Origin of the sequence: Paraliobacillus ryukyuensis (genome assembly GCF_003315295.1) — a bacterium.
Taxonomy (GTDB): Bacteria; Bacillota; Bacilli; order Bacillales; family Amphibacillaceae; genus Paraliobacillus; species Paraliobacillus ryukyuensis.
On sequence record NZ_QNRI01000005.1, the window covers coordinates 50,183 to 73,299 of the forward strand.

The window sequence follows — 23,117 nt, forward strand, 5'->3', positions numbered from 1 at the left end:
CGTTCTAGAATTAACGTATCATCGAATTTTTTAGCAGGAGTTGATATCAATGGATGAAACCTTGCAACTCAAAGGAATGTCAAAGGAACTTTCTGCTTTATTAACAGCAGTAGATCATCGGATGCCAATTAAAAAAAATACATTCTTATTTCAACAAGGCGAAGAAATCTCCGATTTATATGTTATCCTTTCTGGCAGAATTCAAATCGGTAAAATCTCGCTTGACGGAAGGGAACTAACACTTCGAATCTGTACAAAAGGAGATATTGTTGGAGAATTGGCGCATACCAACGATGATGTAAAATATATTCTCAATGCCAAAGTTATTGAAAATGGAGAAGTCGGTGTAATAAAAAAACAAACATTAGATGAAAAATTACTCACTGATCCTGCACTAACGTTAGAATTCCTAAAGTTAATGAATCTTAGTTACCGTAAGGATCAGACAAGGTTTAGAGATTTAGTACTTCATGGTAAAAAAGGTGCGCTTTACTCGACGCTTATTCGTTTAACCAACAGTTATGGGATAAAAACAGACAATAGCATTTTAATTGATATTCACTTAACCAATCAAGAATTAGCTAATTTTTGCGGAACTTCACGTGAAAGTGTAAATCGTTTATTAAATGAATTGCGTAGAGATGATATCTTAAAAATTGAAAAAGGGAAAATCACCGTTTTTGATCTGGATTATTTAAAAGAAGAGATCAACTGCGAAAATTGTCCGTTAGTATTATGCACGATTGATTGACTATTACAATTAATAAACAGCCATCTACACAGTAGATGGCTGTTTATTAATCTGGAATACCTAATGCGATTTTTGCATATCTTGACATGCGTTCTTTTCCCCACGGTGGGCTCCACACAATGTTTACTTTTGTATTATTTACTTCTGGGATATCTTCTAATACACGCTTTACATCTTCTTCAATATGAGCAGCTAATGGACACCCCATTGCTGTTAATGTCATTGTAACAACAGCAGTTCCTTCCTCGTCTAGGTCCACACCATAGACAAGACCAAGATTGACAATATCTATTCCAAGCTCTGGATCAATAACATTTTCCAAAGCGCCTAATAAATTTTCCTGTAATGCTTCATCCATTTACTCTACCTCCTTCTAACCTATTACTTCTATTATATACATAATATAGTGAAAGTTAAATACTTAACCAATACTGTTTTTATAATTGCATTTCCAGCCAGTTAACTGTCTCCAAAATAGCAAAACGACTTACTTTATGACCTCGTCCAACTTCACGTAAAAATCGAATACTCTCCGGATTCTTATATAAAGGTACAACTGATTCATGGAAGCTATAAGATTGTTCAAATGGTACTACAGGATCTTCTTCCCCATGCCAAAAGAATAGTGGTCTACCTGCTAATACTTCTGGTTGTAGAGATAAATCAATACTTCTCAAACCTGTTAGAATAAAGTTTATTTCTTCTTCTGTGATAGGTAATTGATATCCAGTTTGTTTTATTTTTTCCATTAATTCTTCAGCAAATGTTACAAGTTTTGGTGTACCCATTAGGACTGCTGAAGCCTTAATCCAATCATACTTTGTTAAAGCTGCTGCTGTGGTAATTCCACCCATACTTGTGCCAGCTAAGCCAAATCGTTTGTCCTTAATCAATCCTTTTTCATCTAATAGCTGTTTAATTTGTTTAATTTCAATTAAATTTTGTTGAACAACTTCAAAAAATTTCATTTGACGTTCTTGGTTACCTACATCTTCTTCTCTTTCACCGTGCAGATAACAGTCAGGTAAAATAACACGATACCCACGCTCTGCTAATAAGTACGCAATCGGTAAATTATGTTCCTTTGCACTCGTAAAACCATGGAGGTAAGTAAGCACAGGTAAAGCTTCATTTGATTTCTCTGCTTCCTCCACTACTAAAAGCGGAATATGATTCCAGTATTCTTTGCTAATATGTATCATTACACATTTCCTTTCTAGATTACGATTAATTATGGTATAGTATCATCATATATTTTCCGTGCTACGTATGCAAAAGAAAATAAACAGAAATAACAAATTCTTTACAGACATCCATTTCTTCTTTACACTATACTTACTGATAAGAGGTGATTATACATGACAAAAAGTCAACATCTAATAGCACTAGATCTAGATGGAACATTATTGACGGATGGTAAGATCATTAGTGATCGAACAAAACGTACGGTTCTTGAAGCAAAAAAACAAGGACATATTGTTGTCATTTCAACTGGTAGACCACATCGTTCAAGTATTGATTATTATCATGAATTAGGATTGGATACACCGATGGTTAATTTTAATGGTGCACTTATCCATCATCCTACAGATAATAAATGGGATGCCCTACATAGCCCACTTCCAGAACGTACCGCAAAAAGTATCATTCAAACGTGCTACGATCTTGAGGTGAAAAATATAATGGCGGAAGTATCGGATGATATATACTTAGATCGTTATGATGAAGAACTAATGAATATCTTGCATACGGATAAAGAAGATAACCCAATTATTATTGGAAGTCTAAAAAATGAACTAAATACGGATCCTACTTCCTTATTAATTCATCCTTCTGAAGGAAATATAGATGCATTGCGTGAACAATTGGATCGCGATCATGCCTCTGTCATTGAACATCGTAAATGGGGCGCTCCTTGGAATATTATTGAGATCGTCCGTAAAGGAATGAATAAAGCGGTAGGCTTAAAACGTATTGCCCACTATTACCATATTCCTCAAGAGCGTGTGATTGCTTTTGGCGACGAAGACAATGATTTAGAGATGATTGAATATGCTGGTGTTGGTGTAGCAATGGGAAATGCCATTGACGAGCTGAAACAACTTGCCAATCATACAACGTTAACCAATGAAGAAAATGGCATTGGATCATTTCTAGAGAATTACCTAGGCTTAACCGTTGAAAAGAACTAATAGTAAATGTTTCATTGTCTATATTGCATAAAATAATAGCAAATAGCTCACATTAAGCTTGCGATCTTAATTAAGTCGCAAGCTTTTTTGTTTATCTAGCCTATCTTTCATGTTTACTGTAGGAGGAATGAACGATGACAAAGAAAAGTAAATCGAAACGTTTTACTGCTCAAGGAGCAGACGCAGTAAAGAAACATGATGAACGATTTCCATATCGCGAGCGGTTGGCAGATACAAACGAAGATAAAAGCAACGTCTAGGAGGGAACTATGATGGCAAACCAATTTATGCAACAAGCTAGAAACGCCATCCAACGTTTTACCAATGGCACTACCATGTCTAACGAAGACAAGCAAGCTGCTTCTCATGCGATTCAAGCAGCTTACGCTAAAGCTACTCCAGAAGAACAACAAGAGCTGCAGCAGCTAGAACAACAGCTTAGAGACCATCAAGAATTGCAATAACGAAAAGACGGTATCCTTTTACGGGATACCGTCTTTTTATAATTAATTATCTTATAAATAAACGCTGGACCAAACGTTTTATTCTTGCATCAAGTTGCTCCAAACTAAACGGTTTTGTGATGTAGTCATCCGCCCCTAGCTCAAGCGCTCTTATCATATCGCTATTCTTTTGCCTGCCTGTTAGCATGATAATCCCTAACTCTTCTTCATTGACCTTTTCTCTAAGCTCCTGAAGAATGTCCAAACCATCTAATTTAGGTAAGACACCATCTAATAACAATATTTTTTTATCTCTTCCTTTGTACCAATCTGATTCCATAAAGGTTTCTCCATCTAAAAATCCTTCAACTTCAATGGTAAATGAGCCAATTTCCAACTCTGCCATCTTATCTTCTAATAATCGTTTTATAAATCGATCATCATCCACAATAGCTATCTTTAACTTCTCTTTTGAGAGTCTGCCTTGCTCTTCCATTGTCAGTTCATTATACTCTACTACTCGTTTTCTTCCTGTATTTTTGCCATAATATAGTGCTTTGTCTGCCTGTACTACCAAAGTTTCAAGCGACTCAATTGTTTCATTCATTTCTGCTACACCTGCTGTAAAGGTTAGATCAATGTTTTTTCCATTTAAGATAAATGGTGTTTCTATCAAAGTTTGCAATAAGCCTTGTACATACGTTTTTGTATCGGCTTGATCATAGTCAGTAAGTACTAATAAGAATTCCTCACCACCATAACGAATAAGATAATCTTGTGTCCGCTTATACTGTAATATAATAGAAGAAAAGTGTTTTAGTACTTCGTCACCTATCGCATGACCATACTGGTCATTAATTGATTTAAAAAAATCTAGATCTAATAAAGCAAAGCTAAATGTATGTTGCCATTTATGAAATTTATTGCTTAGCTCCTTCCAGATCGTATTAAGTAGTGTCCTATTTCCAGCTTTTGTTAATTCATCAATTAACACTATATTACGAAATAAGTCTTGTTGATGAATTCGATTTTGCATCAGCGCCTCTAAAAGTTCGTAATTAATCGGTTTATCAATAACATCAGTTACATGATGCGCATATGCGTTTATTTTAAGATTGGTGTCCTCTTTATTTCCTATAATAAAGATAATTACTCCTGCTTCTGTTGCTCGATCTTTAATGCGACTAAGTATAGTAAAGGCCATCTGTTCATTACTACATGCATCAATAAAAAGTATATCCGGATGAAAATCATAATAAGACTTAATAGCGCGTTTCGTATTCGTTGCTAGTAATACTTCAAAACAATTATCTTCTAAAGCTTCTTTCATTTGATGCATTGATTGTTCAGCGCTATCTATTAATAGTACACGTTTTCGGTCAGTTATGTTTTGGGTTTGATCATAAAAAAGAAAGGTAAGTGGTTGAATAAAATTACTCCACTCTTCTTCTCCCCATTCCTTTTTATCCATTACATCTAGTTTATTTAATAACATAGCAGCTGTTTCTGCTATTTGCGTTAATTCGATATAGGAAGCATTTTTCTTCATATTTGTTATACCACTTTTTAGTTGCTCCGTAGTTATAACTTGTTGTTCTCTCCATTTGCTTATGTCTTGTATTAGACGATTGACAAATATCTGTTCATAGTTGTTCATAAGCACATTTCATCCTATTTCCTCATTTTTTGTACCATACAATCTTAAATCATCCACTTATGTATAGCAATGTTTTTTTCTTTCGTATTTGAGTTATTTTTGCTAAACTTATAACCGAAGTAGCAGACTTAGGGGGTTATTAATATGAGTGTTATTGTTGAAGCAACACCTAATCCAAATGCAATGAAATTTAATACAGAGTCTATGATTTTCGAAGGTAGCAATAGTGTTTCCGTTATGCCAGGCCAAACAAGTGATTATCCAATTATGAATGCATTAATGGGATTAGAAGGTGTTGATAATGTATTTGGTTACCAACATTTCATTACAATCAACAAAAAATTTGATGCTGAATGGGACACCATTATACCTGAAGTAGAAAAGGTTATTAACACCTACGGATATTAATACAAGTTAAATTACTATTTAAGCAAGTTATCAGCCGTATTTATTATGAACAAGTTCTTTTCTTATCATGCTAACTTAAAAAGGTACAAAGTTGTCAAATATAGCAACTTTGTACCTTTTTGTGTTTAATCGTTTCTTCGAAAGAATCCAAAGATACCTGTTGTTTGTACAACATTGGTAAATGCATTAGGATCCACTTCATTAATAATCCGCTCTAGATCATATAATTCATACCTTGTAATAACTAAGACGAGCATGGACTTATCTTCTTTGCTATACGCCCCACGCGCTGGTAAAATGGTAATACCTCTAATCATTGTGTCATGGATTGCTTGCTGCAATTCATCTGTTTTCTTGGTCACAATCATTGCGGTTACTTTTTCATGACGCGTATGTACCGTGTCAATTACTCGTGTAGACACATAGAGTGCAAGTAACGTGTACAATGCATTTTCTGGTTTATTTAAGTAACCAGCTAAAAGAATGATAATACCATTAATAAACATCAGATAATTGCCAATAGGACGATCTTTTAATCTTGAAAGTACCATTGCAATAATATCAGAACCACCTGTAGAAGCACCCCATTTGAGTGACATCCCAACGCCTATTCCACCAATGACTCCACCAAACACAGCGTTCAGCATAATATCGTTTGAGAAACTTACAACCGGAATAATTTCTAAGGCTAAAGTTGTAATGGCTACTGATAAGAAACTATAGACCGTAAAGTATCTTCCAACCTTAAACCAACCTAAAAGAGCAACTGGAATATTGATAAGAAATAGCCAGATACCTGTGCTAATAAAATCAATCCCAAGATAATCCGAAAAGATCGTAGATAATAATTGCGCTAGACCTGTAAATCCACTAGCATATACATCTGCCTCAATTAAAAAGAAATTTAGCGCGATTGCGTTTAGTACCGCACCAATAACAACAATAATAACGCGTTTTGATTCTAATAAGAACATGCATAAACCTCCTATCAACTACATTAAATAGCTTTTGCATATCTTTTGTTTACATACCCAATCTATCAATTGGTTAACCTATCTTGAATTATATTCTTATTTTTATTTTGACGAACATCATCCGTAACTATAAACTAGAAGTAAGACTTATGCAATACATTGAAATTATTTAGTTACTTTTTTATGGAGGTAGTTGTATGAATGTGCAAATAATAACAGATTCTGCTGCTGATTTGACACAAGAAGATTTGAACACCTATCACATTGATTCTGTTCCGTTAACTGTAGAACGGAATGGAGAAATTTTTGAAGATGGGAAAACGATTTCTGCTAAAACAATATATGATGGTATGCGAGTGGGAGATACACCAAAGACATCTCAGGTATCTCCGCAAGCCTTCGAAACAGTTTTTCGTAAATATGCAAAAGAGAATAAACCTTGTGTGTATCTCTCTTTTTCATCACAATTATCTGGTACATATCAGTCGGCTAAAATCGCTGAAACAAGTGTAAAAGCTAATTATCCAAATTGGCAACTTACGGTCATTGATACTAAATGTGCATCATTGGGGTTTGGTTTAGTTGTGCTTCGAGCAGCAGAATTAGCCAATCAGGGTGCTTCATTAAGTGAGATTGAAGAATTAAGTCATTATCATGCTGCGCATATGGAACATATTTTTACCGTAGATGATCTGGAATATTTATATCGTGGGGGTAGAGTGAGTAAATCTGCAGCTTTTGTTGGAACGTTGCTAAAAATAAAACCGCTTCTGCACGTAGATGATGGAAAACTTGTGCCTTTAGAAAAAATTCGTGGTTCAAAACGCGTATGGAAACGTATGTTAGAGCTGATGGAAGAACGCGGACAAGACCTTAATAATCAACGGATTGGTATTAGTCACGGGGATGCTTATGAAACCGCTGATCAATTAGCGGAGATGATCCGAGAACGATTCGATGTAAACGAGATAAAAATTAACATGGTAGGGTCAAGTATCGGCGCACACTCTGGGCCAGGAACAATTGCATTATTTTTCCTAAATGATACGTACCGATAACCTATTATACTTAAAACTTTGCTTATTACATGTGATTGGAAGTTATTCATTATTTTTTACATAAATAGCGTTGATTAGGTAAAGGTATGCTTGTATTACTTTATATTAATAAAGGAGCATATCTATGACCAACCAACCAAAAAAGCAAATACATCCAAAACAACATCAAGATCGGCAACCTGGCTTTGAATTTGAAATGAACCCCCAGCCTATGTATGATAATAGTAACTATCAAGGTAGTGGCAAGTTAAATAATCAAGTTGCTATTATTACTGGTGGAGACAGTGGCATTGGGCGTGCTGTTAGTGTACATTTTGCCAAAGAAGGTGCGAACATTGCCATTATCTATCATGATGAACATCAAGATGCTGAAAAGACAAAACAAGCCGTTGAGCAAGCAGGTAGTTCTTGTCTACTCATCAGTGGCGATATTACTCAGTCGACTTTTTGTAAAAATGCAGTTAAACAAGTTATCGACAAATTCAATAAAATTAACATTTTGGTTAATAACGCAGCAGTTCAGTATCCTCAAAACGACATTACTCTGATCTCTGATGAACAATTAGAGCGCACCTTCCGGGTAAATATTTTTTCGCAATTCTATTTAATTAGAGAATGCCTTCCATATATGCAGCAAGGAAGTACAATTATTAATTCTTCTTCTATTACGGCTTACCATGGTAGTGCTAATTTAATTGATTATTCTGCTACAAAGGGGGCTATTACAACACTTACACGCTCACTATCACAATCGCTTTTAACAAAGCAAATCCGTGTGAACGCCGTGGCCCCAGGTCCGGTATGGACACCATTAATTGCTGCTTCTTTTGATGAAAAAGCAGTTAGTGAATTTGGTTCGGATAATCCAATGAAGCGACCCGCACAGCCTTATGAATTAGCACCTGCTTATGTTTACTTAGCTTCAAAAGATTCCAGTTATGTTACCGGACAAATGATTCATGTGAATGGCGGCGTAATCGTAAATAGTTAAACGATAAAAATAAAAAGGAATGCTTGGAATTTACCAAGCATTCTTCCTACTGTTATATATTGTTTTTTATTGTTCGATTTGAACATGATAATGTCTTAACCAATGATCAATCTGCCCTAAATAAGCTAACAACTGTGGTCCTTTCATTAATTGTCCGAACCAAGGGGCATCCATCTCTTCTCCCCCACTCGCCACTAATTTACGAATTGCCTTACGATCAAATAAATCAAACAAACGTGCTTCTTTATCTGCTATAATGTCATTCATCCATTTTGTCACCGCTGCTGTATAGGCAGGATGATAGGTTTTCGGATATGGACTTTTCTTACGATATAATATCTCATCAGGAAGCAGTCCTTCTAAGGCTTTCCGAAGTATGCCTTTTTCTCTCCCTTGATACGTCTTCATTTCCCAGGGAATATTCCAAACATACTCTACTAAATGATGATCACTGAATGGAACACGCGCTTCAAAACTTGCTCCCATACTCATTCGATCCTTTCGATCTAATAAAGTTGGCATAAACCACTGCATATTTAGATAAAATAGCTGTCTACGTTTAGTAGCTAACGCATCTTCTCCATCTAGTAGTGGTGCTTCGTCGATGGTATCCTGATAGCGTGCTAACATATATTCCTGTAAAGGAAGATTTTTTTGCCATTTTTCATTTAATAATCTACTTCGAACACTCGCGGAACGAATCCATGGAAATCCATCACGATTTAAATCATCTTCGCGATAAAACCACGGATAGCCACCAAATATCTCATCTGCACATTCACCAGATAATGCCACGGTAACATGTTGTTTGGTTTGGCTACAGAACCATAATAGCGAACTATCTACATCAGCCATACCAGGCAAATCACGATAAATCGTCGCTTCTTTTAACAAATCAGCTAACACATGATTATCCATTACAAAGGTATGTTGATCGGTTAGATGCGCCTCTACAACTTTCCCAATAAAATCCGCATCACTGGTTGGTTGAAAACTATTTTTTTCAAAATAACGCGCGTTTTCTTCATAATCAATCGAAAAGGTTGGTAAGGTCATTCCACGCTCTTTTTTTAAGTAATTAGCGGCTATTGCAGTGATTGCACTGGAGTCAACGCCACCAGAAAGAAAGGTTCCAATTGGTACATCGGATACTAGTTGACGTTCTACAGCATCTGTTAACAATTGACGGACCTTCGTTGCAGTCTCTTCTAGACTATCAGTATGTGGTTCACTTTTAACGTTCCAATACCTTTTTGTCCGAAATCCTTGTTTATCCACGATACCGATATGAGCAGCTCGTAATTCATGAATCCCTTTGAACACACCATTTCCTGGTGTCCTTGACGGCCCTAATGCTAATAATTCACTTAAACCTGCTTGATCTAATGTAGCTGTCATTGCATCATTAGCTAGAATTGCTTTTTGTTCTGAAGCAAATAAAAAAGAACTCTTTGTTTCCGCGTAAAACAGTGGCTTTACACCTAGTCGATCTCTCGCTAGAAATAAGCGTTCTAACGCAGGATCCCAAATTGCAAAAGCAAAAATACCATTTAAATAATCCACACAGTCTTCTTTCCATTCAATATAACTTTTTAACAATACTTCTGTATCTGAATGTGATGCAAATGACCATCCACGCTTCAACAATTCACCTCTAATTTCTTCCGTATTATATAATTCACCATTATAGACAAGTACATAATCATGCTCTTGTTGTAAACAATGCATCGGTTGTTTTCCACCATCTGGATCAACTACAACTAAACGTTTATGACCAAAAGCTACATGGGTTGAAATCCATTCTTGTTTTTCATCAGGGCCACGATGACTTAACGTATGCGCCATTTTCTCAAGTTGCAACGCTTGCTTGCTTAAATCTTGCTTGAAATCAAGCCAACCCGTAATTCCACACATCTACTTGCCACATCCTTTCACGTGCTTATAAGCTATTATCTTTTATCTATATGAGTAACCCCCAAGATATGTGCCTATAAAATAGAAAGAAGCATCATGCTCTAGTGCTTAGTGCAAGATGCTTCTTTTATGTTAGTGTGTGTATATTTTGTAAAAAAGATACCACAATTTTTATACAGGTAGTAGTCCCCATGGTAAAATGCCAAATCCTAAAACAAGTGCTAACACAACAGCAACAGTTAACTGGACAAAAAATCCTACAACTGGTTTGCCTTTTGCATAACGAACAAGTAGGATTTCAACGCATGCAATTACCCATAAACCAGCAAGTACTTTGACAATTGTTGCTGCTGGATGGGCATCAAACGTTCCAGATTGGAAATATCCAACTAGTAAATCACCACCCGAATATAAAACAAGTAAGTACATCAGTCTTGTAATCATGTGCGTAATTTTCGCTGGTTTGTGTTTATCTGCTCGATAAAGATTGAAAGCTACAACAAATAAGATAAGCATTAAAGCCCACGAAGTGATATGTAAATGTATCATAAAGTATACCTCCTTTATTTTGGATGTCGTTTGTTCGGTAATTTTTCCATATACATTAATCGACGCCAAACCCATTCAATGGGTCCAAACCGATAATACGTCATATACCAGCTACTAAGCACTACTTGACATAGATAAATGACGAGAACAATCATTAAACTACCAACAGGATTTATAGTATTATATAACCCAAATCCTACACCATAAAACAAGATAAAACAAGCAACCGATTGAAAAATATAATTCGACAACGACATTTTTCCAACATAGGTGAAAGGTTTCAAAAGTCTAGTAAAGTGGCTTTTTTGAAATAACAAGGTAATACTAGTTAGATAGAATATCGCCGATGCAGAACCACCAATTGTATCTTGAAACATTGATAACCAAGTATGATTGTCCCAAAAATAGACGCCTGCTTTGACCATAATAAAAATAATCAAGGATACAAACCATATTTTTTGAATTAGAACTTTATGATGTTCTACCTCATGTAGCCATCTTTTTCGTGCCGTTACCATTCCAAATAAAAATAGTGGTAGTAAATTGCATGTTAATAAAATGTAGCTAAAAACACCATTACTAGCCGTCCAATCAATGAAATTTTGTTGCCAAATGGTGAGTAGACTTCCTGAACTGTAATTGGTAATTGCTTGCTCAATTCTCGCCATACTATAACCACTTAACTGATCTCGAACAACAAATAACAAAAATGTGTATAGAAGGGTAGGAATAAGTAATAAACTAAAAGCCCAACGAAGTAGGGTTTGACTATTCTTGTTCAAAAATAGAAATAAAAACATCCCAATGAGGCCATAAGTAAGTAGAATATCGCCATGCCATATCAAAAATGCATGAATGCAGCCAAAACCAATTAAGATCAACAGCCTTCTAAATAATAAAGTAATCACTGGTTGATTTCGCTTGCTAATATTTTCAACAATGATCTGGATACCGAAACCAAACAAAAGAGAAAATAAGCTATAAAAGCTAGCTTGGAAAAAGACATCAATGATTACTTGTATCATTTGATCAACTGGTGTGGACCAAAAAACTTCTTCACCGCCATAAAGAAAAAACGGTGCATGAAACGCTGGAACATTTACCATAAAGATGCCAAAGATAGCAAAGCCACGTGCGGCGTCGATCCAGATTAATCTGTGCTTTTCTGCTATTGGATTGACCATATAATTCCCCCCCTTAGTGATTTATTTCCATTTTAAGCTAATTCCCCATTATTCTCTATAGAAATTAGCAAATTCTTTGTTTTTGTAGGAAGTTAGCACAATTGGGATATTTGCTCATAAACTAAACCAAAGGAGGAATCGGTATGCCTGCGGTAGTAGGAGCTGTAAAAGTCATATCTATTGGACCCTCAAGCATCTTTCATATTGGTGATGTCTATATGATACAACCCTATTCGGAAGCGAAAACATTTGCTGGTGGCGGTTCTTTCAATACCGGGAACGGGATTACTATTCAATTAGACCAAGCAAACACAACTATAAATGATCAAGACCAATTTGATCAAATTGTATCTAGCCTCTAGGAGGGATTAAACGATGCAATTCACTGTTCATCAAACCATTAACATAAGAATGTTGCGGATCGGAAGTATATCAAATGCTTCTGTCTTTCAAATCGGAAGTGCTGGTTCGATTCAATCTGCTGCCAATTTGTATAATACAGGTGGTTATGAATCACTAGCACAACCAGCTGAATTCCAAGGTGAGATTGGTGAGACCCCGCTTGTACCACTTTCGGCATTCTCTTAGGCAAACACGATTGGCATAGGCAAGGAGGGAATTTTTGTGTATAACGATGCTTGGTATCAATATGTTGAACAATTGCACGCATACATGAAAAAACAAGATAAATTAATCCAAAATTTAGAACGTCGTTTAGCTGAATTAGAGGCAAAACAGCAATCTTCCCCTTCTAACACAACGATTGAAAAATTAGAGTATCATTTTGATCAACTAAAAATTGATCGTATGGACGGAACACTTCATATCGGTTTCTCTCCAGAGGATCTAGGTAATATGGATGATGTCTCTATCCCACTTCAACAACGTCAAACAAAAAATCAGCCGCATCCAATGGTACAGCGACTAGAAAATTATGTTTCTCAAACGTGTCCATCTTTTTTAGATCAGTTAGCAAAAGAAGCAGGTCAGCCAATAGATGATGAGAAAAAGAATTTATTAATCGAAGATATTAAAAAACAATTAACGGAAAGAATTGCTTTTTATCAAAAAGAAGCTATGCATAAGCAGATTGCTGAATCGCAACAAGAAGAATTTATTTTTTCTAGGATTCGAGATGAAATTAATTATGGATTACGCGAATACTTTAAAAACAAGGAGTGATATGATGAATTTTGAAGTACACAATTGGGGGTTACACGTTGGTGGAATTGATATTACCGCGGTTTCGTCTTCTTCAACTTTTCTTGTTGGAGATTGCGAATGGATGCAACTACAATCCTATTATGACACTCCTCCTGAATCCTATATTGTTGGTTCATTCGTACCACTATCTCGTTATAACGGAGAAAATAATTATGTTTCGAACGAGTAAAGTTAACTTCTTACGAATTACTTCCATGCTTAACTCTTCCATATTAGAGATTGGAGATACTAAAAAATTATATTCACGAAGTAATATTCTTGCTATTCAAGAAGAAGGTGGTACAGAGAACGATGAGGATTATTCATTTGAAAATTACCCATTATTTAATTTAACATTACCAGTTTTTTCATCAAAACCAATTGTAAAAAAGCAAACGATTAATCATGACCATAGTATTAACGTAGACGCTATTGATATTACTGGGGTGTCCGCAGCTTCGACAACACAACTTGGTAGTGTGGGATCTATTGATGCCGAATGTCGAATCAAACATATACGAATATTACTCGATGAACAAACGAATGAAACGAACATATAATACGTTAATAACACGGAAAAGAAGGTGTGCTATATGCCAGCTATTGTTGGACCAATTAAAATTATTGAAGCAGGTGGCGTAATCAACTTTGGTGATAGTTTTTATTTGTCACCGAAATCAGCTTCGAAAACGGCAGCCGGTTCTGGTGCTTTTAACACAGGAGATTTTATTAATACAAATACCGGTATGAACGCAACAAACTCACTTGACCCAGATGCAGTAGATCAAGTAATCACTGCCAATGCTTAAAAAGTGGGAAATCCCCACTTTTACATAGCATCACTTTGTTTCTCGAATATAGAAATTATTTCATTATAAAAAACGTAGTGATTCAGGAATTATTATCAACCCCTGCTCACTACGTTTATTTATGTGTCTACTTCGATAAGTAAACTCTGGTCAAAAAAGTATAAATATTTCTTTACAACAGGCTGTTGCCAAATCTCTGCTAAGGCCTTCCCATATAAATTTAATTGAACCCGATAACGCTCAATTAATTGCTCTTTATCAGTTCCAGACTGGATACTGTCTGTTTTATAATCTATTAACATCCAACCATCATTAATTGGTACAATTAAATCCATAACCCCTTGAATAAACACCCGCTCTTCTTCGCTACTATCCCAATCTGGATACACTTCTTTTGCTGGCATCGTAAAGCTGAATGGCACTTCACGATGCAACTCATTACTTTGTAAGATTTGGTCGGCTATATCTGTTTCAAAGAAACCAGCAATTGCTTGTGGGTCAATGGTATCTGCTTGATTTTGGGTAAGCATCTCTTTTTCGACCATTTCTTGTACTGCTTCATTTATTTCGGGAACTTGCCATTTTTTTGTGAAAGGAAGTTGTTGCATAACAGTATGCATGGCTGTTCCAATTTCAGCAGCAGTTAAGCGTTTTTCTTTTTGCATAAAAGCAGGTCGCTTCATAATCGGAGGCTGAAATGCTCGAATCAATTGATTATCACTATACGTATCTATCACTTCTTGTTGGCGTTTTAATTCTGTTACCGTTTGTTTTGCTCGGTAACTAGCTGCTTGTTGATTTGGATAAGTAAATGTTAAACGCTGCGACACTTTTTCATCTAAGGCAGAATCTGTCTGATCAACGGGCTGCCATGTCTTAATTTTATCCACAACGTCCCTCTTTTCAGTTGCTGAGTCTACTTGTTGTGCTCGATACGTATTCGCATGTTCTAATTGAATCTCCCACGTTGAAGCATCCTCTACGATTAGTGATGGCACCCCTGTTGGCGCCTGATTGCGCAACGCATCCGCTTGCGTGTGTCGTATTAAACTAGACGCAACCCAATCTAAATAGGAATTTGTTTCTAATCGATAATGCGCAGGTAACACCCAATTAGGATGATCGATTACTTCTTGCCACTTGGTTAATTTCTTCTCAAACGAGGCAACCGTCCCGATCATAACTAATTTTTCTTTTGCACGAGTTAATGCGACGTACAGTACACGCATTTCTTCTGCCCAATTTTCTTGTTTCATCTGCTGTTTTAACGCATGATAAGCTAGCGTTGGATACATAAGTCGTTTCTCCGGATCAATATATCTACTACCAAAACCTAAGTCTTTATGCAGTAGATATTTTTTTCGTAAATCTTGTTGATTAAATTGTTTGTCCATTGCCCCTACAATAACCACTGGGAATTCAAGTCCTTTACTTTTGTGAATCGTCATAATCCGAACAACATCTTCTGATTCACCTAATGCACGTGCCGCACCTAGATCGTCTCCGTTCTCTTCCATCCGATCAATCAATCGCAAGAAACGAAACAGTCCTCGGAAAGAGGTTGCCTCATACGATCGTGCTCGATCATATAGCGCTCGTAAATTTGCTTGTCTTTGTCTTCCACCAGCAATTCCACCAACAAAATCATAATACCCAGTATCGCGATATATTTGCCATATCAATGCAGCTAATGCGCCTTGTCTTGCTTGTTCACGCCATTCTTTTAATTGTGTTAAAAAGGTTGTTAGCTGCTTTTGTTTGACAGGGTCAGCAACAGTAGCCTTGTAGGTTTGTAAAGCTTCATAGTAACTTACGTGCTTTTTCGCTAACCGAATTTCTGCTAAATCATTTTCGTTTAGTCCAACAATCGGTGAACGTAACACACTGGCAAGAGGGATATCTTGCTGTGGATTATCAATCACTTTTAACAAGCTAATCATAATCTTAATTTCAATTGCTTCTAAATAACCAGACGCAAGTTCTGCATAGACTGGAATCCCTTGCTGTTTTAATTCTTCCATAATAGTCGGCGCCCACGTCATCGAGCGCATTAAGATAACAATATCTCGGTACTGTAATGATCTTTCTTGACCTGTCGCCTTATCCATGATTTTCATTGGGGCTTCTTCTTTATTCCCAATCCAACGGTTAATTCGATCAGCATACGCTCTAGCTTCAATTTGTGCTTTCTGTAAATCTTCTAGTGTCTCTTCCTTGTCTTCCGATTCAGGCGCTTCATTTGTATCTCGGTCAATGACAACCACTTCCGTATTGGGATTAGCCACAGGTATCTGCTCATATAAAAGATTTCCATAAATTAATTCTGCATCTTCATCATAGGCTATATCACCAACTTCTTCGTCTAACAACTGCCTGAAAATATAATTTGCTGCAGCTAACACTTGCTGTCTACTGCGGAAATTACGCGCAAGATCAATGCGTTTGGCCGGATGTGCATCTGTTGCAAACTGTTTATATTTTTCAATAAACAGAGATGGTTCTGCATGACGAAAACGATAAATACTCTGTTTGACATCCCCTACCATAAATAAATTACCAGGATCTTTTGTTGTAATTAACGATAAGATCGTCTCCTGCACTAAGTTTGTATCTTGATACTCATCAACTAGTACTTCGGTAAATTTATGTTGCAATGCTTTTGCTACATCAGAAGGTAGATTATTATCTGGTGTAGCTGCTTCACTTAACAAAATTTCTAACGTGTAATGTTCTAAATCAGAAAAATCAACCAATGCTTGCTGTTTTTTTAACATGGTATAATTCGATTTAAATTCTTTCACCATGGAAACAAGTTCTTGCATCATTGGGTACATCGCTTGCATATCAGCTAGATAGGCAGAAAGCTTTCTAGAGAACCAATCACCTGCTAGATCATTCCAACGTTTTTTGTACTTATTTCGAAGATCTTTTACTTGTTCTTTTGTTTCTTCATTGCAATCTATTTTTTTACGTGATAATGCTTTAAACTTTCCTTCGATAAAGTATTGTCGCGTCTGCTCCCAGCCCATTGTTAGCTTTGCCTTTGCTTCTTGGATCATATGGAGATCTTCCTCAATGGCATCAGCGTAATGATAAGGACCGTCATTTTCTTTAGTTTTTTCTAACGCTTGCTTGGCCTCCTCCTGCATAGCATTCAATTGTCTGTGCACATCTTTTTTCAATATCGACAACCATGGAATATCTGCTTCTGCTATATCAGAGGAAACATCGTACATCGCAAGCAGTTGATCCAACCATTCTTCTGGCCATGGATTTTGCATGGAAAAATCATAAAGTTGTAAAATCAATTCTTCTACTTCTACATCACTACGATCGTTAGAAAAGCTATCGATGACTGCAAAAAAAGCACCTTCTTCCTCAGAAGCCTTCGCATACCATGATTCAAATAAATCTTCTAATACTTCTTGCCTTAATAAATCCGCTTCTACATCATCTGCAATCCGGAAGCCTGGATCAATATCTAGTACATACGCATTCCGACGGATGAGATCCATACAAAAAGCATGTAATGTCGAGATAGATGCTTGCTGCAATAAAGCAAGTTGTTTCTTTAAATGTTGTGAATCGGGGGATTGTTCTAACGCTGATTCTAATGCTTCAGCCACACGATTACGCATTTCTTGGGCAGCTGCATTGGTGAACGTCACCACCAATAGTGTATCAATGTCAACTGGGTGATCTTTGGCAACAAGCTTTTGGATAATCCGTTCTACTAGCACAGCTGTTTTACCAGAACCAGCAGCTGCTGCTACTAGGGTGTCTGTCCCACTTGTATAAATTGCTTCTTCTTGCTCTTTCGTCCATTGTGGCATTATTGATCCCCCCGCTGTGTTATTTGATTTAGTACTTCTTGATCTTTCCATTCTTGTAGGCGTCGATAATTATTTTCAGGTAAGGTGGCGTCAAATTGACAGACCGATCGGAATGGACAGTAGGTACAAGCAACTTGTTGTTTTTGTTGATATGGATTTAACGCTACACCACCGCTACTAATATCTACACCGGCTTGTACCATTAATTCACGAACATAAGCTTGTAACTGGTCAAAGGTTTCTGATTTTGCGGTCTGCGAACCACTTCGAAAACTACCATCTTTTTTTAAACCCGCTGGAATCATTGCGCTCATTCCTGTATCCAATTGGGTATCCATCATCTGTACGACAGATTCATCTTCTAGTAGTAAACCTTGCATTTTAAATTTCTTAAATAACTTTTCTTCAATTGTTTGCTCGTTGACGAAATTATTTTCCGATAACATTGGGTTATGAACATGGAAGTACAAAACGCCAGCTGGGGTAGCTTGTGTTCCCAACCATTTCTCTGCATTGGTTAAAATAACATCTAAATAAGCAAGCATCTGTAAGGCTAGTCCATAATACACCTCAACTAAATTTAAACCTTTGGCACTTGATTTATAATCAATAATTCGCAAGTATAAGTTATCTGCTTGTTTTGCTTGATCGATGCGGTCAATTCGTCCGCGTAAAACAAGTTCATAACCGTTTGGAAGCTGCAATTGTAGTGGATCTAATTCACTTTTTGGTAGACCAAATCCAACTTCCAAACCAACTGGCGAAAAGTTACTTTTTCTGGATTGTTCACTTAACACATAGGTTGCTCGCGCGATAATTCGTTCTAGTTTCGTTTTCATGTAATGATAACGATTGGAACTATGCAAAATTTGTTGTTGCAGAATAGGGGCAAGCGTTTCGACTGCTCGTTTCGCATATTGTTGGGCTTCCGCATGATAGACATCACGAAAACTTCTTTTATCTGATTGAATCCACTCAGTAATTTGTTTTAATGCCTCATGGAACAACTGCCCAATATCAGGGGCATCTAATTTATATGTTTGTCTTTCCTGTAAACCCAAGCTATATTGCGCAAAATGTTGGTAAGAACAACGATGATACATTTCTAGTCGTGACACACTCGCTTTAATTTGCTTCGGATATAGTTTTTTCACCGTTTCTTCCGCTAAGTTCGTCGGTTTATTTTGATAAAATAGACTCTCTAGAATATGATGTGTCTTACCATGTTTCTCACGGTGCTCCACTAACCAATTAAATACACTCCACCAAATTGGGTCAATTGGATAATTTCGTTGATATTTTGCTAATTGTGCTGTTAAAGCAGAACGTGTTTTATCTGGTGTCGTTACAAACCGATCCGCCTCTTCCATTTCTTCTGGATCTTGCAAAAGAATCGTTTGCGCTTCCGTTTTCGGAAATAAATCATGGACACGTTTAATTAATTGCGAAGCAATTTTTGCTTTTCCTTCCGTATCACTTAATGGATAGCTTATCCATAGTTTTTGAGAAGCAAGTGTAAATGCTAAATACACATAAAACCAATCATCAATTAATTGCTGCTTTTCTCCTTCTGCTAGTTTCAAGCCATGATCTTGCAACAACATGCGATCCTCTTCTGATAAAACGCCATCGACTTTCGGTTTCATTGGCCATGTTCCCTCATTCACACCAAGCAAAAGAGAGGCTTTGATGCCGATCATTCTAGAACGGTCAATCGTTCCCACAACCACGTGGTCCATGCTTGGTGGAACATGTGCAAAGGTTAGTGTTTCAAAACCAGTTTCTAAGCTTTGTTGGAATAATTGCAAGGAAATGTTCTCAGAACCTGTAAGCTCAACCATCTCATCTAATAACTGCAATACTGCATCCCATACTTGTTCCTGCTCACGTGCTTTTTCCATTTTTTTCGCTTGATCCAACTCCTCACGTAGCTCTTCTAGTTGAGCTGGAACGTTAAGTTGCTCCAACCATTCATATAATGCAACTGCCCGTTGTTCAATGGTTTTTGCCGCTCGTATTTTTTCATCTAATGGGGCTAATGCTTCGGCTACTTGGTCGCGATATGCATTAATCTGTGCTTGTTTTTCTTTTTCATAGTCGGTTTGTCCCGTTTGATCAAAGCCACGGAAGCGTTGAAAAACCCATGGTTGGTTACTTAACCACTGTTTTCTTCCTCGTATCCCGTATTCAAGTACATAATTTTCTAATGTATCAATAGCATCTACATGAAGTGGGTGCTGTCTATTCGTGACTGGTATTAGGCCTGTCTTTAATACTCGAAACACTGCATCATAACGCCAGTTGCCTGAAACGATTTCAAGCGCGGATCGAATCAATTCAATAAGTGGATGGTGAACCATCGTTCGCTTTTCGTCCAAAAACATTGGGATTTGATAGTCTTGGAAAATCGTATCAATCAAGTCGTGATAAACTGCTGGTTCACGAACCAATACTGCAATATCTTGATAACGATATCCCTCTTCTCTTACTAAACGAAGAATTTCTTGTGCAGCACCCTCCACCTCTGCTCTAGGATGAACTGCTTGCGCAAGTTGAATTGGAACGTCTTGCTCATACGCAGGCGCTGGACGTGTATCAAAAAACTCCTCCAAATGATGAAATGCTGGATGCCACTCTTCTGTATGGCTTGCTAATACTTCTGTTGTGGAAGTAATCCCTACTTCATCAACTAGTTCGGCCAGTGCTTGATACGTTTCCTTTGTTTGAGAAAAAATATCAAACACGTCCTCCTCACCTCCAGGCTCTTGATCCAAGGTCAGTGTGATCGTTGTCTGGGTTGCTTGCTCCATTAGGGCACGAATAACGGCTTGCTCTTGTGGTGTAAATCGATGAAAGCCATCAATGTAAATCTCCGCCCCTTGTAAAAAACGAGCCTGTGGAATTTTTTCCACTAATAAGGCGAGTTGATCTTCTTGATCGATATAGTTCCCTTGTAAAGTTAGAGTTAACTTTTCATAGATATAATGTAGATCTTCTAATTTATGAGATAAGCCTACTTCACTTGGAGCTAAATGTTGAAAACGTTCCATTTCACTTAATTGCATTGCTAAAAGTGTTGGTGTGACCTGATAACGTTTGAATTCTGTAATCATTGCTTCTACTTGTTCAATAAAACCTTGTTTTTCAAGCGATTTCTGGAACATTTTCCAATCGGTTGTTCGTTCCTCAATAATTTTACGTAGCATCATCTGTACACCTGTGGAGCTAATAAATTGTTTCGTTGCACCGCCAGTTTCTTGAAAAACACGCCAGGCTAGACGTGAAAAACTAAGTACTTGCGCGCGAATACTCCCATGCACTTCTGTTCCATGCAAAAGGGCATATTCTTGTTGAAACGTCATTTGGTCTGGTACTAAATAAATAATAGCTTTGCCTTGTGGTTCCTGTTTTAATTTATCTTTAATTTGCGTTAAGCAAACGTCACTTTTTGATATTGTCGCATTACCTAATATAAAATGAACACCCATTGCTTTTCTCTCTCCTTATACATGGATCGATTGTTTGTTCGCTTCTTTTATTTTAACACGGTTACCAACATGCTACTATTATTTCCCTCCAATAAAAAAACAAGCGTGAATGAACTACTATTCAACGCTTGCTTTAGCTTAATTAGATGGGTTATCATTTTCTTGTTCTCGTAGTTTCGCTCTTCTATGTAACCACTTTTCAATCACTTTTCCTATTACCCAGAACAGGGAGATGCTGATTCCAACAATAATTGTTTTAATCGGATTCTGTGCAAAAGAAGCAATGCTACTTCCTACATATGCAATCGAAAAAATCATGACTGCTTTCCCTAATAATACTGCCAGCGCAAATTGATAAATATTAATTTTAGACAATCCTGCAACTGTATTAATAATGGCTGAAGGAGAAAAAGGGAAACAAAGTAATAGAAATAATGGACCAAAACCATGCCGTTCTAACCAATCCGTAACTCGTTGAACTTGTTTATTACGTCGTACCCAACGAACTAATCGCGTTTTCCCTAACTTTCTAATGATAAAAAAGACAGCAATTGCCCCTAAACTAGATCCAGCCCAGGATAACAAAAATCCCTCCCATAATCCATAAGCGGCAGCATTTGTTAACACAAATACAACAAGCGGTAGGAACGGTAGAAAAGCTTCAATAAACGGAAGTAGGATACCGGGTAATGGACCGAATGCTTCGTAGGTTTTTAACAATTCTTCCAGTACAATATCATATTGATTCGCTTGAATTAATTGCTGAATCTGTTCCAAATTTATTAGGTTGCTAGCAAGTAGATACATATATATTTTACTCCTCTATCCTACCAATCGCTCTAATCACAAAAGATCACACTGTTTTGGTTGCTTCTCTCAATTATCTTAATAGTATTACACTTTTTATTTTAAAGTAAACTTTTATATTTGCCTATCCAAATAAAATATTGATTGGTATAGAGTATATTTCCAAATTAAGAAAAGTTTAATCGTCACTTTTAAATAATTTTTTTGCATACTTTGTTTTCAAATGACATAATATACAGTATAATGAATAGAACAAGTGTTCGATATTATGATTTAAAGGAGGAGGGATGTCCATGCATTATTTAACAGACTCTGAATATCAACTCGGATCCCGATTTCTTTTCTTATCGATGGCAATCGTTGTCATTGAACGGGATTTAACTTTTTTTGAAAGTGGAAAAAATATAAAAATAAAAGAACCTTATACCGAGCTATTGCGAATTATGAAAAGTCGCGCAGTAGCAGAGCGGCAACAATTAAGAAAATATATGGCCAACGAAAAACTTAAGGTTATTCAATTAGAAAAAACGGATACCTTTTCCTCTTATTTATATATCTGTCATGGCAAAGAAGAAAAAAGAAATTATTTTAATCCAGCTATTCGAAAAAAAGTAGAAAAAATTATTAGAGAACTAATGTCTAAAGCTTTAGCTACCTTCGAGCAACCAACCGTTCAATAAAAATAAAAAAGCATGAAGTCGACGCCTAACTATATCGACTTCATGCGCAATGGCATAGTACTTCTAAATGAATGTATACGAAAAGCAGCCTAATAATCACGTAAATAAGAAAAACTCGTCTTCATCATCCTCTTTCGATTCTTTTGGTTTTCTGTTTTTTGGTAGGTTAATTCTTC

24 protein-coding genes are annotated in these 23,117 nt (G+C 36.6%); 14 read left to right on the forward strand and 10 right to left on the reverse strand.

The window, feature by feature from the left end; translation table 11 throughout:
• The first annotated feature begins 49 nt into the window (after nt 1-49).
• The gene (locus DES48_RS08945) at nt 50-751 is read left to right on the forward strand and encodes a Crp/Fnr family transcriptional regulator (protein ID WP_079709152.1); all 702 of its coding nucleotides are present in this window, start codon (nt 50-52) and stop codon (nt 749-751) included.
• A gap of 46 nt (nt 752-797) precedes the next feature.
• Here the strand turns inward: DES48_RS08945 and DES48_RS08950 are convergent, their stop codons facing one another.
• Together DES48_RS08950 and DES48_RS08955 are read right to left on the reverse strand one after the other, a co-directional pair.
• Nucleotides 798-1,109 carry a metal-sulfur cluster assembly factor gene (locus DES48_RS08950; RefSeq protein ID WP_079709151.1) on the reverse strand — a complete coding sequence of 104 codons (312 nt, stop codon included), beginning with the start codon at nt 1,107-1,109 and terminating at the stop codon, nt 798-800.
• A 79-nt stretch (nt 1,110-1,188) separates the two neighbouring features.
• Nucleotides 1,189-1,953 (reverse strand): dienelactone hydrolase family protein, encoded by a 765-nt coding sequence (locus tag DES48_RS08955; RefSeq protein ID WP_113868598.1) that lies wholly within the window; start codon nt 1,951-1,953, stop codon nt 1,189-1,191.
• 156 nt (nt 1,954-2,109) lie between these two features.
• On the opposite strand from DES48_RS08955, the gene DES48_RS08960 reads away from it, so the two are divergent.
• The 3 genes from DES48_RS08960 (at nt 2,110) to DES48_RS08970 (ending at nt 3,407) form a co-directional block, all read left to right on the forward strand.
• A complete protein-coding gene (locus DES48_RS08960) occupies nt 2,110-2,943 on the forward strand; it encodes a Cof-type HAD-IIB family hydrolase (protein ID WP_113868600.1) in 834 nt (277 codons plus the stop codon).
• A gap of 134 nt (nt 2,944-3,077) precedes the next feature.
• Nucleotides 3,078-3,203: a competence protein gene (locus tag DES48_RS08965; RefSeq protein ID WP_079709148.1), complete on the forward strand. Its 126-nt coding sequence runs from the start codon at nt 3,078-3,080 to the stop codon at nt 3,201-3,203.
• A gap of 12 nt (nt 3,204-3,215) precedes the next feature.
• Nucleotides 3,216-3,407: a DUF3813 family protein gene (locus DES48_RS08970; protein ID WP_079709147.1), complete on the forward strand. Its 192-nt coding sequence runs from the start codon at nt 3,216-3,218 to the stop codon at nt 3,405-3,407.
• A gap of 46 nt (nt 3,408-3,453) precedes the next feature.
• Here the strand turns inward: DES48_RS08970 and DES48_RS08975 are convergent, their stop codons facing one another.
• Nucleotides 3,454-5,043, reverse strand: coding sequence for a GGDEF domain-containing response regulator (locus DES48_RS08975; protein ID WP_113868602.1), 1,590 nt, complete (start codon nt 5,041-5,043; stop codon nt 3,454-3,456).
• Nucleotides 5,044-5,187: 144 nt separating this feature from the next.
• Here DES48_RS08975 and DES48_RS08980 point away from each other — a divergent pair, with 144 nt between their 5' ends.
• Complete coding sequence (locus DES48_RS08980; RefSeq protein ID WP_113868604.1) at nt 5,188-5,451, forward strand: NifU N-terminal domain-containing protein; 264 nt, start codon at nt 5,188-5,190, stop codon at nt 5,449-5,451.
• Nucleotides 5,452-5,576: 125 nt separating this feature from the next.
• On the opposite strand, the gene DES48_RS08985 is transcribed toward DES48_RS08980, so the two are convergent.
• Nucleotides 5,577-6,425 (reverse strand): YitT family protein, encoded by an 849-nt coding sequence (locus DES48_RS08985; protein WP_113868606.1) that lies wholly within the window; start codon nt 6,423-6,425, stop codon nt 5,577-5,579.
• A gap of 197 nt (nt 6,426-6,622) precedes the next feature.
• Here DES48_RS08985 and DES48_RS08990 point away from each other — a divergent pair, with 197 nt between their 5' ends.
• Both DES48_RS08990 and DES48_RS08995 read left to right on the forward strand, forming a co-directional pair.
• On the forward strand, nt 6,623-7,483 hold the full coding sequence (locus DES48_RS08990) for a DegV family protein (RefSeq protein WP_079709143.1): 861 nt from the start codon (nt 6,623-6,625) through the stop codon (nt 7,481-7,483).
• A 124-nt stretch (nt 7,484-7,607) separates the two neighbouring features.
• Nucleotides 7,608-8,474 (forward strand): SDR family oxidoreductase, encoded by an 867-nt coding sequence (locus tag DES48_RS08995; RefSeq protein ID WP_113868608.1) that lies wholly within the window; start codon nt 7,608-7,610, stop codon nt 8,472-8,474.
• Nucleotides 8,475-8,540: 66 nt separating this feature from the next.
• On the opposite strand, the gene asnB is transcribed toward DES48_RS08995, so the two are convergent.
• The 3 genes from asnB to DES48_RS09010 all read right to left on the reverse strand — a co-directional run bounded on the left by asnB (nt 8,541) and on the right by DES48_RS09010 (nt 12,121).
• Nucleotides 8,541-10,388, reverse strand: a complete 1,848-nt coding sequence (asnB, locus tag DES48_RS09000; protein ID WP_113868610.1) for an asparagine synthase (glutamine-hydrolyzing) — start codon at nt 10,386-10,388, stop codon at nt 8,541-8,543.
• Between the two features lie 171 nt (nt 10,389-10,559).
• Nucleotides 10,560-10,937: a YisL family protein gene (locus tag DES48_RS09005; protein ID WP_113868612.1), complete on the reverse strand. Its 378-nt coding sequence runs from the start codon at nt 10,935-10,937 to the stop codon at nt 10,560-10,562.
• A gap of 14 nt (nt 10,938-10,951) precedes the next feature.
• The gene (locus DES48_RS09010; protein WP_113868614.1) at nt 10,952-12,121 is read right to left on the reverse strand and encodes a DUF418 domain-containing protein; all 1,170 of its coding nucleotides are present in this window, start codon (nt 12,119-12,121) and stop codon (nt 10,952-10,954) included.
• A gap of 143 nt (nt 12,122-12,264) precedes the next feature.
• On the opposite strand from DES48_RS09010, the gene DES48_RS09015 reads away from it, so the two are divergent.
• From DES48_RS09015 to DES48_RS09040, 6 genes are read left to right on the forward strand one after another with little or no spacing between them, the layout of a single operon-like run.
• The gene (locus DES48_RS09015; protein WP_113868616.1) at nt 12,265-12,483 is read left to right on the forward strand and encodes a spore germination protein; all 219 of its coding nucleotides are present in this window, start codon (nt 12,265-12,267) and stop codon (nt 12,481-12,483) included.
• 13 nt (nt 12,484-12,496) lie between these two features.
• Complete coding sequence (locus DES48_RS16390; RefSeq protein ID WP_113868618.1) at nt 12,497-12,709, forward strand: spore germination protein GerPB; 213 nt, start codon at nt 12,497-12,499, stop codon at nt 12,707-12,709.
• A gap of 36 nt (nt 12,710-12,745) precedes the next feature.
• Nucleotides 12,746-13,303 carry a spore germination protein GerPC gene (gene gerPC / locus DES48_RS09025; protein WP_113868620.1) on the forward strand — a complete coding sequence of 186 codons (558 nt, stop codon included), beginning with the start codon at nt 12,746-12,748 and terminating at the stop codon, nt 13,301-13,303.
• A gap of 4 nt (nt 13,304-13,307) precedes the next feature.
• On the forward strand, nt 13,308-13,514 hold the full coding sequence (locus tag DES48_RS09030; protein WP_113868622.1) for a spore gernimation protein GerPD: 207 nt from the start codon (nt 13,308-13,310) through the stop codon (nt 13,512-13,514).
• The gene (locus tag DES48_RS09035; protein ID WP_170126194.1) at nt 13,498-13,884 is read left to right on the forward strand and encodes a spore germination protein GerPE; all 387 of its coding nucleotides are present in this window, start codon (nt 13,498-13,500) and stop codon (nt 13,882-13,884) included. The genes DES48_RS09030 and DES48_RS09035 overlap by 17 nt, the downstream gene beginning before the upstream one ends.
• A gap of 33 nt (nt 13,885-13,917) precedes the next feature.
• On the forward strand, nt 13,918-14,133 hold the full coding sequence (locus DES48_RS09040) for a spore germination protein (protein WP_079709134.1): 216 nt from the start codon (nt 13,918-13,920) through the stop codon (nt 14,131-14,133).
• A 119-nt stretch (nt 14,134-14,252) separates the two neighbouring features.
• Here DES48_RS09040 and addA read toward each other — a convergent pair whose 3' ends face one another.
• The 3 genes from addA to DES48_RS09055 form a co-directional block, all read right to left on the reverse strand.
• Nucleotides 14,253-17,966 carry a helicase-exonuclease AddAB subunit AddA gene (addA, locus tag DES48_RS09045; RefSeq protein ID WP_113868626.1) on the reverse strand — a complete coding sequence of 1,238 codons (3,714 nt, stop codon included), beginning with the start codon at nt 17,964-17,966 and terminating at the stop codon, nt 14,253-14,255.
• The gene (addB, locus tag DES48_RS09050; protein ID WP_113868628.1) at nt 17,966-21,454 is read right to left on the reverse strand and encodes a helicase-exonuclease AddAB subunit AddB; all 3,489 of its coding nucleotides are present in this window, start codon (nt 21,452-21,454) and stop codon (nt 17,966-17,968) included. The genes addA and addB overlap by 1 nt, the downstream gene beginning before the upstream one ends.
• 138 nt (nt 21,455-21,592) lie before the next feature.
• Entirely contained in the window at nt 21,593-22,261 is a 669-nt protein-coding gene (locus DES48_RS09055) for a TVP38/TMEM64 family protein (protein ID WP_113868630.1), read from the reverse strand.
• A 293-nt stretch (nt 22,262-22,554) separates the two neighbouring features.
• Between DES48_RS09055 and DES48_RS09060 the strand changes: the two genes are divergently transcribed.
• Nucleotides 22,555-22,941, forward strand: coding sequence for a YhjD family protein (locus DES48_RS09060; protein ID WP_079709130.1), 387 nt, complete (start codon nt 22,555-22,557; stop codon nt 22,939-22,941).
• The last annotated feature ends 176 nt before the right edge of the window (nt 22,942-23,117 follow it).

What these genes read in the sequence shown, in the direction of transcription:
- DES48_RS09010 (WP_113868614.1), bottom strand. Translation starts at nt 12,121, where the DNA reads ATGGTCAATCCAATAGCAGAAAAGCACAGATTAATCTGGATCGACGCC.
- DES48_RS09040 (WP_079709134.1), top strand. Translation starts at nt 13,918, where the DNA reads ATGCCAGCTATTGTTGGACCAATTAAAATTATTGAAGCAGGTGGCGTA.
- DES48_RS08985 (WP_113868606.1), bottom strand. Translation starts at nt 6,425, where the DNA reads ATGTTCTTATTAGAATCAAAACGCGTTATTATTGTTGTTATTGGTGCG.
- DES48_RS08955 (WP_113868598.1), bottom strand. Translation starts at nt 1,953, where the DNA reads ATGATACATATTAGCAAAGAATACTGGAATCATATTCCGCTTTTAGTA.
- DES48_RS08975 (WP_113868602.1), bottom strand. Translation starts at nt 5,043, where the DNA reads ATGAACAACTATGAACAGATATTTGTCAATCGTCTAATACAAGACATA.
- DES48_RS08965 (WP_079709148.1), top strand. Translation starts at nt 3,078, where the DNA reads ATGACAAAGAAAAGTAAATCGAAACGTTTTACTGCTCAAGGAGCAGAC.
- asnB (WP_113868610.1), bottom strand. Translation starts at nt 10,388, where the DNA reads ATGTGTGGAATTACGGGTTGGCTTGATTTCAAGCAAGATTTAAGCAAG.
- DES48_RS09055 (WP_113868630.1), bottom strand. Translation starts at nt 22,261, where the DNA reads ATGTATCTACTTGCTAGCAACCTAATAAATTTGGAACAGATTCAGCAA.
- DES48_RS09005 (WP_113868612.1), bottom strand. Translation starts at nt 10,937, where the DNA reads ATGATACATTTACATATCACTTCGTGGGCTTTAATGCTTATCTTATTT.
- DES48_RS08950 (WP_079709151.1), bottom strand. Translation starts at nt 1,109, where the DNA reads ATGGATGAAGCATTACAGGAAAATTTATTAGGCGCTTTGGAAAATGTT.
- DES48_RS08990 (WP_079709143.1), top strand. Translation starts at nt 6,623, where the DNA reads ATGAATGTGCAAATAATAACAGATTCTGCTGCTGATTTGACACAAGAA.
- DES48_RS09060 (WP_079709130.1), top strand. Translation starts at nt 22,555, where the DNA reads ATGCATTATTTAACAGACTCTGAATATCAACTCGGATCCCGATTTCTT.
- DES48_RS08945 (WP_079709152.1), top strand. Translation starts at nt 50, where the DNA reads ATGGATGAAACCTTGCAACTCAAAGGAATGTCAAAGGAACTTTCTGCT.
- DES48_RS08980 (WP_113868604.1), top strand. Translation starts at nt 5,188, where the DNA reads ATGAGTGTTATTGTTGAAGCAACACCTAATCCAAATGCAATGAAATTT.
- DES48_RS08995 (WP_113868608.1), top strand. Translation starts at nt 7,608, where the DNA reads ATGACCAACCAACCAAAAAAGCAAATACATCCAAAACAACATCAAGAT.
- DES48_RS09035 (WP_170126194.1), top strand. Translation starts at nt 13,498, where the DNA reads ATGTTTCGAACGAGTAAAGTTAACTTCTTACGAATTACTTCCATGCTT.
- DES48_RS16390 (WP_113868618.1), top strand. Translation starts at nt 12,497, where the DNA reads ATGCAATTCACTGTTCATCAAACCATTAACATAAGAATGTTGCGGATC.
- DES48_RS08960 (WP_113868600.1), top strand. Translation starts at nt 2,110, where the DNA reads ATGACAAAAAGTCAACATCTAATAGCACTAGATCTAGATGGAACATTA.
- DES48_RS09030 (WP_113868622.1), top strand. Translation starts at nt 13,308, where the DNA reads ATGAATTTTGAAGTACACAATTGGGGGTTACACGTTGGTGGAATTGAT.
- addA (WP_113868626.1), bottom strand. Translation starts at nt 17,966, where the DNA reads ATGCCACAATGGACGAAAGAGCAAGAAGAAGCAATTTATACAAGTGGG.
- addB (WP_113868628.1), bottom strand. Translation starts at nt 21,454, where the DNA reads ATGGGTGTTCATTTTATATTAGGTAATGCGACAATATCAAAAAGTGAC.
- DES48_RS08970 (WP_079709147.1), top strand. Translation starts at nt 3,216, where the DNA reads ATGGCAAACCAATTTATGCAACAAGCTAGAAACGCCATCCAACGTTTT.
- DES48_RS09015 (WP_113868616.1), top strand. Translation starts at nt 12,265, where the DNA reads ATGCCTGCGGTAGTAGGAGCTGTAAAAGTCATATCTATTGGACCCTCA.